The following is a 14,410-nucleotide window of genomic DNA, read 5'->3' on the forward strand; positions in this document are numbered from 1 at the left end:
GGCCTTCATGGAATCCGTGTCCTGTTTTCTTTTTGGTGCCGGCGGGCTCAGCGGCGGATGCGCACGATGCTGGTCATGCGGTCGACATAGGTCTGCTTGTCGTTGTAGAGCAGCGGCAGCAGCGGGGTCACCGACACCGCGTTGAGCTTGATGCGCACGCGGCTGCCGTCGGCCTTGCGGTAACTCATGCCGCCCACGTCGTGGATCACCCAGGGCTGGCCCTGGTACTGGCCGATCACCATCATCACGTGGCCGGGGACGTAGACCAGGTCGCCGACCTCCAGCGCCTGCGCGGCCTTGAGGCGCGTCTCGCGGCTGTCCTTGGCGGTGAACGCGCGGTGCTCCAATGCCGGGCTGATCGCCTGCCTGCTGGTGTTGCGCGGCATCTGCACGCCCATGCTGCGGTACACGTCGGAGACGAAGCCCGAGCAGTCGCGGCCATCGTACGCGTGGCCCCAGCCGTAGCGTTCGCCGAGGAACTTGAACGCCTGGCGGATGATGTTGGCGCGGGTCAGCGGCAGGTAGTCGGCAGCCGTGTCGGTGTTCTTCTGCAGCAGCGCCGGGGTGAAGCCCAGCGTGCCGTCGGCCTTGCGCAGCGGCAGGTCGAGCACGTGCGCGGCATACGGCGTCTGCCCGTTCACCGGCTGGTCCGGCGGCAGATCGGTCGCCAGCGGCAGGCGCGTGCCCATGTCCAGCGGCAGCTGCGAGACGGCCGGCACCTCGCGGGTGAACACGGTGCGTTCGACCGCGCCGGTGATCACCCGGTACGGCGTCCTGTCAACGTAGCCGAACACCTCGGCCGCGCTGCCTTCGGCCACGTTGTCCTTTTCCGTCCACGCCGCATAGCGCGGGCTGACCACGAACAGCCACTGGCCGTCGGCGCTCGCATGCACGATCGCCACCGGCGTGCCGGGAAATTCGGCGGTCTCCTGGAAGCGGTCGATGTCGGTGTCGCCCTTTTCATTGAACACGCGCAGCGTGGTGGGGAACGTGCGCAGCGCAGCGCGGCGCACCACCAGGCCGTAGCGCGTCTTCTGCTGCGCGGGAATCGCATCCAGTGCGAGGTTGGCGACCACCGCGTCGAGCGTGGCCGCGCTCACCGATTTGCCCTCGACGTCGAACAGCGGTCGATCCGGCCGCTGCGACAGATCCTTGATCCAGCCTTCGACGCGGGCGCGGTCCAGCGTCGAAGGCAACGCGCGCAGATCGTGCATCGACGGGTCGATCTTCAGCAGCCTGGCGTTCTGCGCCGCGATCGCCGCGCGATCCATCACCGGCGCATCGGGCTGCGCCAGCCGCTCCACCCAGAACTGCGGCGTCAGCTGCGCCTCGCCCACGCCGAGCACGCCGGAGGGCGGCACGACCAGCGCGTCGTCGGCGCCGCGGGCCTGCGGCGCCGCCGCGGCGAGCAGGGGCGCAAGCAGGAGAGTGGCAAGCAAGGGAAATCGCATCATCGTGTCCTGTCGCAAGAACGCATCACGGAAGGGCCAGCTGCTTCAGGATCGACGCCACCACCAGGCCGAAACCGGTGCCGAGGATGTAGCCGAGCAAGGCCAGCAGGATACCCACCGGCACCAGCGCGGCCGAATAGCTGGCCGCCAGGATCGGCGTGGCGGCCACGCCGCCAATATGCGCCAGCGAGGAGATGCCGCACAGGTAGAGGTCGAAACGGAACAGCTTGGCGAAGCCGATCAGCAGCAGCGCGTGGATCGCGATGACGGTAACGCCGCACAGCAGGTACAGCGGTGCCGCGGCGATGCCGTGGAAGTTGCTCTGCGAGGCCAGCACCGCCACCACGCTGATCAGCAGGGCGCCGGAGATCGTGCTGGCGCCCGGATAACGCGCCAGCGGCGTATGCGCCACCACCAGCCCTGCGCCGGTGGCCAGCAGGATCGTCCAGGTGGTCGCGCTCAACATGCTGGAGGTCGGCAGTTTCGTCGCCACCCAGCCAGCCAGCGCGGCCGCCAGCAAGGCCATGCCCAGCCACAGCAGCACGCTGTCGGGCGTGGTCGGGCCGGTGGGTTTCGTTTCCGCCAGCGGGATGTCGCCGCTGGACTTGGCCCGCGTCCAGCGGTTGAACGCCGGCGCCAGCCGCGCCACCGAAAACAGCACCACCACCCACATCGAGTAGCACAGCGCGTCGGTCAGCAGCGACATCGCCAACAACTGGTCGGACATGTCGATCGCCTGCTTCACCGCGATCATGTTGGCGGTGCCGCCGACCCAGCTGCCGGACAGCGCGGCCAGCGGTTGCCACTGGTCGCCCGGCAGCCAGTGCCGGTAGATCAGGAACGCGCCGATGAAGGCCACGAACAGGCTCACCGAGGTGCAGGCGAACACGGCCAGCACGCGCGGCCCCAGCCGCCAGATCGCGCGCAGGTCGCAGTTGATCATCAGCAGGAACAACAGCGCCGGCACCAGGTGCGAGACCAGCATCGTCTGCGCCGCATGGATCTCGTCGTTGACCTGCCACAGCCCCGACACGGCCAACGCGGTCACCAGCAGATAGGTCAGCACGATCGGCGGCAACACCGAGAAGACCTTCCAGCCGTAGCGGCGCTCGATCGCCGGAAACACCCCGGCGGCCAGCAACATCACCGCCAGGTAGGGCCAGACCGTTTGGATCACATGCGTCCCCTCGTGGTTCGTGCGCGGGCCAGTGCCAGCCTCGCTGTCGTGTCGGCAAGGAATAGCTGATTCGAGTCGAATTGGTTTGAAGCATAAATTATTGACCAGCATTTGCAAGCGTGTTACACAGCCATTTCAGGGGATCGGATGCGGAGACGCCGCTCGATGGATACACCATTGCCTGCCACCACGAGAATACGACGCCATGCCCGGGCCGCGCGCCTGTTGCTGGTGGCCGCGCTGGCGCTGTCCGCCGGCCTGCCGGCGGGGGCGAGCGTGGGTGGCTCACCGCTGAATCCCGTCATTGCCCAGATCGACGCCGGCCATTTCAAGGCGGCGCAGGCGGCGATCGAGACCGCGCTGGCGCAGCCGGGCGTGTCGGCCGAGCAGCGCCAGGCACTGCTGTTCCAGCGCGAGCGCATGCGCCGCATCCTGCTCGACTTCACCCTGAGCGCGGACGAGGTCGAGGCGCGCGTGCGCAAGCAGATCCCCGACCTCACCGACGCCGAGTTCGCGAAGTGGAACGCCGCCGGCCTGTTCGAACATCAGGTCATCGACGGCCGCACGCTGTACTTCAAGCGTTCACCCGGCAATCTGTTCCGGCTCAGCCCCGAGGCGGTGGCGCGGCGCGCGGTGCAGGCACCGATCACCGACGGCCCGATGGAATCGCTCAACGACCACCAGCGCGCGATCTTCCACGCCGCGCTCGACCAGCATCGCGCCAGCGTGCTGCCGCAGCGCCTGCGCATGACGCAGACACTCACCGTCGACGCCGATGCGGTGCCCGCGGGCAAGATCGTGCGTGCGTGGATTCCCTACCCGCAGGCGATCCCCGGCCAGCAGGAAGACATCCGCTACGTCGCCAGCGTGCCGGCGAAGCACGACATCGCGCCGAAATCGGCGCCGCAGCGCACGGTGTACCTGGAAAAGCCCGCGGTGGCCGGGCAGAAGACGGTGTTCTCGGTGACCTATGAACTGACCTTGCTGGCGCAATATCACGCGATCGACCCGGACAAGGTGCAGCCGGAAACCATCACGCCGGAACTCGCCCCGTTCGTGGCCGAGCGTGCGCCGCACATCGTGTTCACCGACGCCATGCGCGCGTTCTCGCGCAAGGTCGTGGGCGAGGAGAAGAACCCGTACCGCATCGCGCAGAAACTGTTCGCCGCGGTGGACCGGATTCCCTGGGCCGGCGCGCGCGAGTATTCGACGATCTCCAACATCAGCGACTACGCGCTGCACGCCGGCCACGCCGACTGCGGCCAGCAGACCCTGCTGCTGATGACCCTGCTGCGCCTCAACGGCATCCCCGCGCGCTGGCAGTCCGGCATGGTGTTCGCCGCCGACGGCAGCGGCTACAGCAACATCCACGACTGGGGCTTCCTGTACCTGGCGCCGTACGGCTGGGTGCCGATGGACGTCACCACCGGCCGCCTGCATCCGGCCGCGGGCGACGACCCGGCGCTGGAGTGGTTCTACCTCGGCGGGCTCGACAATTGGCGCATCGCCTTCAATGCCGACTACGGGCGCCGCTTCGAGCCGCCCAAGCACCACTTCCGTTCCGACGACGTGGATTCGCAGCGCGGCGAGGCCGAGTGGGACGGCGGCAACGTGTACTTCGATCAACTGGACTACGACTTCGACTGGCAGGTGCTGCCAGCGGAGCACGGACGCGGCGGCAACTAACCGGCAGCTATTCACAAAAACTGGCATCGACGGCGTCGATGGGGAGATGGGGAAATGAGCAACAGTCGCAGCTTGCGCAGAACCGTACTTTGCATGGCGCTTGGCATGGGCCTGGCCTCGCTGGCCGTGCCTGCCGCCTTTGCCGGCAGCAACGACGGCGCCGTGGTCGGCCACACCGCGGCGGGCGCGGTGGTCACGGTGACCAGCACCGACACCGGCCTCACCCGCAGCGTCACCGCCGATGCCAAGGGCAACTACCGCTTCCCGTTCCTGCCGGTCGGTACCTACACCTTGCAGAGCAGCGGCGGCGGTGCCGCGAGCGAGCCGATCAACGTCACGGTGAGCCTGGGCAACACCACCACCGTCAACGTCGGCTCGGCTCCGACCGCGACCGAACTGAGCGCGGTCACGGTCAGCGGCTCGGTCCTCCCCGGCGTCGACGTCACCTCCACCGAGTCGGCCACCAACGTCACCCGCGAGCAACTGGCGCGGCTGCCGGTGGATCAGAACATCACCTCGGTGGCCGTGCTGGCGCCGGGCGTCAACAAGGGCGTCGCCGGCTTCGGCGGCATCTCCTTCGGCGGCTCGTCGGTGGCGGAGAACTCGTTCTACGTCAACGGCCTCAACGTCACCGACTTCTACAATCGCAACGGCTTCTCCTCGGCGCCGTTCGCGTTCTACCAGGAGTTCCAGGTCAAGACCGGCGGCTACTCGGTCGAGTTCGGCCGCACCACCGGCGGCGTGATCAACGCGGTGACGCGCTCGGGCACCAACCAGTTCAAGTACGGCGCCGAGCTCACCATGGAGCCGGCCAGCTGGCACTCGCGCGCCGACGACCACTACCGCGCCGACGGCACGCGCTACCTCACCGCCAGCCGCGACCGCGACGCGCTGGCCAAGCTCAACGTCTACGCGTCCGGCCCGATCGTGAAGGACAAGCTGTTCTTCTTCGCCATGTACGAGGCGCGCGACTCCTCGCCGGAGAACACCAACGACGCCGGCACCACGCTGACCAAGAACAGCGCCGACACCGGCTTCTGGGGCACCAAGATCGACTGGCACATCACCGACGCCAACCTGCTTGAGTTCATGGCCTTCTCGGACAAGAACAGCAACGTGGGCGACGTCTACGACTACACCTACACCGGCGACATCACCGGCAACAAGACCAACGAGATCTACACCGACACCGGCGGCAGGAACTGGAACCTCACCTGGACCAGCTACCTCACCAACGACCTGTCGATGAAGCTGATGTACGGCCGCAACGACCGCGAGTCGTTCAACCGCGGGCTCAGCGACGTGGAATGCAACCGCGTGGCCAGCGACGGCAAGATCGCCCTGCCCGGTGTCGCGCTCGGCTGCACCACCAACTCATCGGTGAGCCATCGCAACGACGTGCGCAAGCAGGCGCGCGCGGACTTCGAGTGGACGCTGGGCGACCACCTGCTGCGCTTCGGCTTCGACCACGAGCAGAACACCTCCGACTACGAGCGCTACTACCCCGGCCCCGGCGCGATCTACTACAACGTGTACAAGGCCGACCCGGGCTCCTCGATCTCCAACCCCAACGGCGGCGGCGTGATCCCGCCCGGCTACACCGGCTACGTGCGCGCGCGCCGCTACGAGATCGCCGGCAACTTCGAGACCACCAACTCGGCGTACTACATCGAGGACAACTGGCAGGTCACCTCCAACCTGCTGCTGAACGCCGGCATCCGCAGCGACGGCTTCGACAACAAGGGCGGCGACGGCAAGAGCTACATCAAGATGGACAACATGATCGCGCCGCGCGTGGGCTTCTCGTGGGACATGAAGGGCGACGGCAGCACCAAGCTGTTCGGCAACCTCGGCCGCTACTATCTGCCGGTGGCCAACGTGATCAACATCAAGCAGGCCGGCGGCCTGCTCGACGAACGCACCTACTACGCCTTCGGCGGCTGGCAGATCGAGGACCGCAACGGCTCGCAGTACGCCATGCCGATCCTCGGCCCGCAACTGGGCGGCGTCGACACCTCGCAGGGCGACGGCACCGTCGGCGACCTGCGCTCGGAGGTCGACCACGACATGGACCAGGTCTACCAGGACGAGGCGATCCTCGGCTTCCAGCAGATGATCGACGACAAGTGGTCGTGGGGCGTCAGCGGCACCTATCGCCGCCTGCACAACGCGATCGACGACATGGAGATCAGCGCCACCGCGCAGTGCGGCGAGGATGGCTACATCGGCTGGGTGATGGCCAACCCCGGCTCCAAGGTGCAGGTGTGGGGCGACTCCAACTGCGACGGCACGCCCGACGGCTACATCACCGTGGACACCTCCAAGGAAGGCTGGGCGATGTACCGCCAGGATGGCGTCGACGCCGACGGCGACCCGATCATGACCTACATCGGCCAGCGCGGCTGGGTGAAGCCCAAGCGCAGCTATACCGCGGTGGAGTTCCAGATCAACCGCGCCTGGGACGACCAGTGGGCGTTCAATGCCTCCTACACGCTGTCGTGGAGCCGCGGCAACGCGGAAGGCCCGGTCAACTCGGACACCAACTTCGACGACACCGGCCGCACCGAGAACTTCGATGACCCGTGGGTGAACTTCGGCGGCGACGGCTACCTGCCCAACGACCGGCGTCACCAGTTCAAGCTGCGCGGCACCTACGCGCTGACTCCGCACTGGCAGCTCGGTGCCGACCTGCAGGCGCTGTCCGGCACGCCGATCACCGGCTTCGGCGTGGGCAACCCGTTCGACGCGTCCAACTACCACAGCTACTACACCTGCGTGCAGAACTGCGATTCGGAGTTCTCCGCCGACCGCGTCTATGTGAACTCGCCGCGCGGCAAGTACGGCCGCACGCCGTGGACCTACAACGTCGGCGCCAGCGTGAGCTACATCCTGCCGATCGGCGACACCGGCCGCTTCAAGGCCAAGCTGGCGGTGTACAACCTGTTCAACACCCAGCAGACGCTGAACGTGGACCAGGACCTGCAGACCACCATCGGCAACGGCACCAGCGACACCTTCGGCGACGGCATCAGCTTCCAGGCGCCGCGCTTCACCCAACTCACCCTCAGCGTGGACTTCTGAACGTACTCCCCTGGCGGCGACCCACACGGAATGGTGGGTCGCCCTTTTTTTGCCCGCCCTGCGGGCGACCGACAATGGCCCGCCACTGCCCATGAACCACCTCCACGCCACGCCGGCCGCCATGCCCGGCAACCTCGCGGCCACCGGGATGTCGGCGCCGCGCTGGCTCGATGGCGTCGACCTGCAGCGGCTGGCCGAACGCATCCCCACCCCCTTTCACGCCTATTCCGCCAGCGCGATCCACCAGCGCATCGACGCGCTGAAAACCGCGCTGGCCGACCTCGACGCCACCATCTGCTTCGCGGTCAAGGCCAACCCCAACCTCGCCATCCTGCAGCTGATGGCGCAAGCCGGCGTCGGCGCCGACATCGTCTCGGTCGGCGAGCTGCGCCGCGCGCTCAACGCCGGCATGCCGGCCGAACGCATCGTGTTCTCCGGTGTCGGCAAGAGCGCCGACGAGATCGCCGGCGCGCTGAACGTCGGCATCATGCGCTTCAACGTCGAATCGCTGGACGAACTGCATACCCTGCAACGGGTCGCGAACGCTCAGGAAGTGACCGCGCGCGCCGCCGTGCGCATCAACCCCGACGTGGACGCGCAGACCCACGCGAAGATCTCCACCGGCAAGTCGGAGAACAAGTTCGGCGTCAGCATCGACGAGGCGCGCCGCTGGTTCGCCCAACGCAAGTCGTTCGACCACGTGCAGCTCGACGGCCTGCACGTGCACATCGGCTCGCAGATCCTCAGCCTCGATCCGTTCCGCCTTGCGCTGCAGCGGGTCGCCGCGTTCTGGCGCGAACTCGAGCAGGCCGGCCACCCGCTCAACAGCATCGACGTCGGCGGCGGACTGGGCGTGTGCTATCGCGCCGGCGTGGACCGGCCGGTGGCCGCCGCCGATTACGCAGGCGTGATCCGCGAGGCGCTGGCCGGTTTTCGCGGCCGCCTGCTGCTGGAACCAGGGCGCTACCTGGTCGCCGAGGCGGGCGTGCTGCTGACCCGGGTGATCCGCGTCAAGCCCGGCATCGAGCGCACGTTCCTGGTGCTGGACGCGGCGATGAACGACCTGCAGCGGCCCAGCCTGTACGACGCCTGGCACGACATCGTGCCGGTAGCGGACGAGCCGCGCCCGATGACCACCTACGACATCGTCGGCCCGGTGTGCGAGACCGGCGATACCTTCGCCCGCGCACGCGAACTGCCCGAATGCGCCGCCGGCGACCTGTTGCTGATCAAGGCCACCGGCGCGTACGGTACGTCGATGGCCTCCACCTACAACTCGCGGCCGCTGGCCGCCGAGGTACTGCTGCAGCGGGGCCGCTACGCCGTGGTGCGGCGGCGGCAGCATTTCGAGGAAATGATCGCCGGCGAACAGCCGGCCCGGAACTGGGAAACGCCATGAACACGACTGTCCGCCTCGCCCTCCTCACCGCCTTGAGCTTCGCCGGTGCACTGCCCGCGCAAGCGCAGCAGGATCCGCCGATCACCATCGACACCCACGTCGACATCCCGTTCAACTACATGGGCGAGCCGCGTTTCGACGTCGGGCACGACACCCGCCTGCTGGTCGACCTGGGCAAGATGGAGCGCGGCGGCCTGAACGCGGCGTTCTTCGTGATCTGGGTGCCGCAGCACAAGCTCGACGCCGCCGGCTACGCCAAGGCGGTGAAACAGGCCAGCCAGAAATACGACGGCATCGGCCGCATGCTGATGATGTACCCGGACCGCATCCGCCTGGCCACCACGCCCGAACAGTTGATGGCCAACCACAAGGCCGGTCTGCTCTCGGCCACGATCGAGATCGAGAACGCCTACTCGCTCGGCCACGACATCCGCCGCCTCGACGCCGCGTTCGACCGTGGCGCGCGCTCCGTCGGCCTGGTCCACGTCGGCAACAACGACCTGTGCACCAGCTCGCTGCCCGACACCGAACATGGCGAGCCGGCGATGAACAGCGCCGGCGACAAGGGCATGAGCGACTTCGGCCGCGCCGTGGTGAAGCGCGCCAACCAGCTCGGCATGCTGGTCGACATCTCCCACGCCTCGGACAACTGCGTGCGCGATGCGCTCAAGGTGTCCAGCACGCCGATCATCGCCTCGCACTCCGGCGCCCGCGCCGTGCTCGACCACCCGCGCAACCTGCCCGATGACCTGCTGCGCGCGATCGCCGCCAAGGGCGGCGTGATCGACGCCGTGGCCTACAAGGAATTCCTGAAGAAGGACCCGGGCCGCGAGGCCGCGGAGAAGAAACTGCAGAACGCCATCGCCAAACAGGCCGGCGAGAAGGAATACGACAGCGACAGCGACGACTACCGGCCGGAGATGGAAGCCGGCATGGCCGAGATCCAGAAGAAATATCCGCTGGCCACCCTGGACGACTACGTGAAGCAGATCCGGCACATGGTGAAGGTCGCCGGCATCGACCACGTCGGCATCGCCTCCGACTTCGACGGCGGCGGCGGCATCACCGGCTGGAAGGACGCCAGCGAAACCCGCAACGTCACCGCCGCGCTGCGCCGCGCCGGCTTCAGCGACGCCGACATCGCCAAGCTGTGGGGCGGCAACCTGCTGCGCGTGTGGGGCGAGGTCGAGCGCCATGCCGATCGTCATTAAGCCGCGCCTGCTGCTGGCCGCGGCACTCGGGCTGGGCTGCACGCTCGTCCACGCGGCCACGCCCGGGGCGGAAACCGCCGCCCTCGACAGGATCGTCGACGCCACCGTCGCCCGCTACCATCTGCCCGGCATCGCCGTGGGCGTGATCGAGAACGGGCAGGTCGTCTACACGCGCACCGTGGGCGAAACCATCGCCGGCTCGGGCCAGCCGATCACCCCGCAGACGCTGTTCAAGATCGCCTCCAACAGCAAGGCAATGACCACCGCCCTGCTCGGCCGCCTCGTCGATCAAGGCAAGCTGCGCTGGGACGATCCGGTGACGAAGTACCTGCCGCAGTTCCGCATGAATGACCCATGGGTCACCGCGAACATGCGCGTGGCCGACCTGCTCACCCATTCCAGCGGCCTGCCCGAAGGTGGCGGCGACCTGATGCTGTGGCCGGAACCGAACGCGTTCACCCGCGCCGACATCATCCACGGCCTCGCCTTCATCAAGCCCGGCTACAGCTTCCGCTCGCAATACCAGTACGACAACCTGCTCTACGTGGTGGCCGGCGAAGTCGCCGCCGCCGCGGGCGGTGCACCGTACGAAACGCTGATGCGCCGCGAAGTGTTCGCGCCGCTGCACCTGGACCGCTGCCAGGTCGGCGCGTGGAACCGCGACACGGTGGGCGACGTGGCCACGCCGCATCGCCGCGACGGCGGCCGCAACGTGCCGATCCCCGAAGCCGCGGCGATTCCCGCGATCACCTCGGCCGCCGCCGGCGGCATCCGCTGCGACCTCACCGACATGCTGAGCTGGGCCCGCAACTGGCTGGTGCCGACCCACGCACAACTGCAGTGGCTGTCGTCGGTGCAGCGCGACGTGCTGCAGGCGCCGCACATGCTGATCCCGGTTTCCGCACAGCGCCGCGCCTGGGACAACAGCCACATCATGGCCTACGGCTACGGCTGGCGCATGGCCGACGTCGACGGCCAGTGGAGCGTGTGGCACACCGGCACGCTGAACGGCATGTACTCGATGCTGGCCCTGCTGCCGGACCGCAAGAGCGGCTTCGTGTTCATGATCAACGGCGAGGCGGACGACGCACGCACCGTGCTCGGCGAAGTGCTTATGAAGCATTTCACCGCACCCAACTCCAGCCGCGACGTGAGCTGGTACGCCGACGCGCTGGAGCAGCAGGCGAAGCAGCGGTCGCCGTCCTCGTCCGCCCCGGACACCTCGACGCAGCGGCCAGCCAGCACCGCCGAACTGGCGCGCTGGAGCGGGCAGTATCGCGACCCGTGGTTCGGCTACGTCACGCTGTGCCCGCGCGACGGAAAAATGCATTTCGCCGCCGCGAAGTCGCCGACGCTGGCCGGCACGGTGATGCGCCTGGGCAAGCGTTATTTCGTGCACTGGGACGATTCGGCCGACCTGGATGCCTGGCTGGATTTCCATGCGGCCACCGCCAGCCAGCCGATCACCCTGCGCATGGCCAAGCTCGACCCGCTGGGCGACTTCAGTTCCGACTACGAGGACCTCGATTTCCAGCGCGTGGGGAGCTGCCACCCATGACCAACCCGTCGCCCATCACCGCCGGCAGGAGCCCGCTTGCGGGCGATGCTCCCGTGCCTGGCGGAAGAAAAGGCATCGCCCGCAAGCGGGCTCCTGCGAAAGCCGGGCATCTGATCGCGTTTGCCCTGCTCGTCGCCGTCAGCGGCATCACCCACGCGGACCAGCCGCCGGCGCTGTCGCCGGCGACGACTGCCGCCGCGGCGAACCTGGTCGACATCCGCACGCTGGTGCCGGACATCGCCGAGGACATCAAGTACGCCGGCAGCGACAACTTCATGGGCACGCCGGCGGACGGCTATCGCGCGCCGGCCTGCCTGCTGCTGCGCCCGGTCGCCGAGGCGCTGGCGAAGGTCGAGCACGAGCTGCGCGCGCAGCACCGGCGCCTGAAGATCTGGGACTGCTACCGCCCCGCCCGCGCGGTGGCGCACTTCGTGCGCTGGGCGCACGACCTTTCCGACCAGCGCACCAAGCCGCAGCACTACCCGCGGCTGGACAAGTCCGAACTCCTGCACGGCTACATCGCCGAAAGCTCGGGTCACAGCCGCGGCGCCACCATCGACCTGACCATGCAGCAGTGCGCCGACGACGGCACGCATTGCACGCCGCTGGACATGGGCACCGATTTCGATTTCTTCGACGTGCGCGCGCACACCGACTCGCCCGAGGTGACCGCGCAGCAGCACGCCAACCGCGTGGTGCTGCGCGACGCCATGCAACGCGAAGGCTTCCGCAATTACCCGATGGAGTGGTGGCATTACACCCTCGAGCCGGAGCCGACGCCACACACCATCTACGACGTGCCGGTGAAATGAAGCCACCGTGTGCGGAAACCCGTAGGGCGGGCACTGCCCGCCGGCTCTTCGGCGCGGCGCAACGCGCTTCGCAAATGCGGCGGGCAGTGCCCGCCCTACGAGGCACGATCAACGAGGGGAGATCCGCCATGCACAGACTCTTCATCGGCCTCGCCGCTGCCATCCTGCTCGCCGGCTGCGGCGGAACCAAGCCGGTCGATCCGGTCGACGCGCTGATGGCGCCCTACGCCGGCGACGTGCCCGGCGCCTCGCTGCTGGTCATCAAGGACGGCAAGGCCGTCGTCGATCGCAGCTACGGCCTGGCCAACCTCGAGGACGACGACAAGGCCACGCCGGCCACCAACTACCGGCTGGCCTCGGTGAGCAAGCAGTTCACCGCCGCGGCGATCCTGCTGCTGGCCGAACAGGGTCGACTCACGCTGGACGATCCGATACGCCGCTGGCTGCCCTCGCTGCCGCAGACGACCTCCGCCGTCACCCTGCGCCAGCTGCTCGACCACACCGGCGGCCTGGTCGACTACGAAGACCTGATCCCGCCCGGCACCACCGGGCAGGTCAGCGACAACGACGTGCTGCGCATGCTCTCCGCCACCCCGAAGACCTACTTCGCGCCCGGCACCGCCTACCGCTACAGCAACACCGGCTACGTGCTGCTCGGCCTGGTGGTCGAGCGCGCCTCGGGCTACAGCCTGCCGCTGTACCTCAAGCAGCAGATTTTCCAGCCGCTGGGCATGAATCACACGCTGCTGTACGAGAAGGACGGCCCCGACGTGGACGACCGCGCCTACGGCTACAGCGAGGTGGGCGGCCAGTGGACGCGTACCGACCAGAGCGTCACCAGCGCCACCCGCGGCGACGGCGGCATCTATTCCTCGGTCGAGGACCTGGCGAAGTGGGACGCCGCGCTGTACGACGACCGCCTGCTCAGCGACGCCTCGCGCAAGCTCGCCTTCAGCCCGCACGTGAAGGTCACCGGCGAACCGTACGAGGCCAGCTACGGCTATGGCTGGCGCATCACCGGCGACACGCTGTGGCACTCCGGCGAAAGCATCGGTTTCCGCAACGTGATCGTGCGCTGGCCGAAGCAGCGCCTCACCGTGATCCTGCTCAGCAACCGCAACGAGCCGGAGCCGTACCGCACCGCGCTGGAGATCGCCCGGCCGTGGTTGCGTTGATCACCGCCATCACCCATCACCGTCATTCCAGCGAACGCCGGAATGACGAGAAAGAACGCGAAACCATGAGACCCACCGCGATGCGCGCATTCCCGATACTCCGCCTGCTGCGCGCCGCCTCCGTGCTGCTTGCGCTCGCCCTGCTCGCCGCCTGCGCCCCGCTGCCGCCGCGCAATCCGCTGGCGACCTGGGTGCCCTCGCCGAACCACGACATCCGCCGGCCGGTGCTGATCGTGCTGCATTTCACCGACCAGCAATCGGTGCGGCAGAGCCTGGAAACCTTGCGCACGGCCAACAGTGGCGGTCCGGTCAGCGCGCACTACCTGATCGGCGCCAACGGGCATCTCTACCAGCTGGTGTCCGACCAGCTGCGCGCCTGGCATGCCGGCGGCGGGCGCTGGGGCACGATCACCGACCTCAACTCCGCCTCGATCGGCATCGAGCTGGACAACGACGGCCACAGCCCGTTCGCGCAAGCGCAGATCGACAGCCTGCTGCGCCTGCTCGCCGACCTCACCGAACGCCTGCAGATCCCGCGCGAGCAGATCATCGGCCACCAGGATCTCGCGCCTGCGCGCAAGAACGATCCCGGCCCGCTGTTTCCCTGGCAGCGACTGGCCGCCGCGGGCTTCGGCCGCTGGCCGCAGGGCGTGCTGGTCGATCCGCCCGCCGGCTTCGACCCGTGGATGGCGCTGGCCGTGGTCGGCTACCCGCTGGACGATCGTGCCGCCGCGGTGCGCGCCTTCCACAACCACTTCCGCGGCCTCGGCGACGATGAACTCGACCCGCAGGACCTGCGCATCCTGTGGAACCTCGTGCAGCAGATCGAGGCGGGCGGCGGCTGAGACCTTTCGACAGCC

10 protein-coding genes are annotated in these 14,410 nt (G+C 68.1%); 8 read left to right on the forward strand and 2 right to left on the reverse strand.

The genetic code is table 11. The features are described from left to right. Window positions 1–47 precede the first annotated feature (47 nt). Entirely contained in the window at window positions 48–1,451 is a 1,404-nt protein-coding gene (locus ACVCL9_RS11135) for a C40 family peptidase (protein ID WP_447099524.1), read from the reverse strand. A 25-nt stretch (window positions 1,452–1,476) separates the two neighbouring features. Beyond that, window positions 1,477–2,628 (reverse strand): DUF819 family protein, encoded by a 1,152-nt coding sequence (locus tag ACVCL9_RS11140; protein WP_395120165.1) that lies wholly within the window; start codon window positions 2,626–2,628, stop codon window positions 1,477–1,479. A 165-nt stretch (window positions 2,629–2,793) separates the two neighbouring features. On the opposite strand from ACVCL9_RS11140, the gene ACVCL9_RS11145 reads away from it, so the two are divergent. From ACVCL9_RS11145 to ACVCL9_RS11180, 8 genes are all read left to right on the forward strand, one after another. After that, a complete protein-coding gene (locus ACVCL9_RS11145) occupies window positions 2,794–4,314 on the forward strand; it encodes a transglutaminase-like domain-containing protein (protein WP_447098073.1) in 1,521 nt (506 codons plus the stop codon). A gap of 54 nt (window positions 4,315–4,368) precedes the next feature. Beyond that, window positions 4,369–7,395: a TonB-dependent receptor gene (locus ACVCL9_RS11150; RefSeq protein ID WP_395120167.1), complete on the forward strand. Its 3,027-nt coding sequence runs from the start codon at window positions 4,369–4,371 to the stop codon at window positions 7,393–7,395. A 91-nt stretch (window positions 7,396–7,486) separates the two neighbouring features. Beyond that, on the forward strand, window positions 7,487–8,794 hold the full coding sequence (lysA, locus tag ACVCL9_RS11155) for a diaminopimelate decarboxylase (protein WP_447098072.1): 1,308 nt from the start codon (window positions 7,487–7,489) through the stop codon (window positions 8,792–8,794). After that, window positions 8,791–10,005, forward strand: a complete 1,215-nt coding sequence (locus ACVCL9_RS11160) for a dipeptidase (RefSeq protein WP_447098071.1) — start codon at window positions 8,791–8,793, stop codon at window positions 10,003–10,005. Before lysA ends, ACVCL9_RS11160 begins: the two co-directional genes overlap by 4 nt. Next, window positions 9,989–11,563: a serine hydrolase gene (locus ACVCL9_RS11165; RefSeq protein WP_447098070.1), complete on the forward strand. Its 1,575-nt coding sequence runs from the start codon at window positions 9,989–9,991 to the stop codon at window positions 11,561–11,563. The genes ACVCL9_RS11160 and ACVCL9_RS11165 overlap by 17 nt, the downstream gene beginning before the upstream one ends. Beyond that, window positions 11,560–12,375, forward strand: coding sequence for a M15 family metallopeptidase (locus ACVCL9_RS11170; RefSeq protein WP_447098069.1), 816 nt, complete (start codon window positions 11,560–11,562; stop codon window positions 12,373–12,375). Before ACVCL9_RS11165 ends, ACVCL9_RS11170 begins: the two co-directional genes overlap by 4 nt. A gap of 128 nt (window positions 12,376–12,503) precedes the next feature. Next, window positions 12,504–13,550, forward strand: coding sequence for a serine hydrolase domain-containing protein (locus tag ACVCL9_RS11175; protein ID WP_447098068.1), 1,047 nt, complete (start codon window positions 12,504–12,506; stop codon window positions 13,548–13,550). Between the two features lie 65 nt (window positions 13,551–13,615). Beyond that, complete coding sequence (locus ACVCL9_RS11180) at window positions 13,616–14,395, forward strand: N-acetylmuramoyl-L-alanine amidase (protein ID WP_447099523.1); 780 nt, start codon at window positions 13,616–13,618, stop codon at window positions 14,393–14,395. The last annotated feature ends 15 nt before the right edge of the window (window positions 14,396–14,410 follow it).

The organism is Rhodanobacter sp. UC4438_H5, assembly GCF_052978405.1.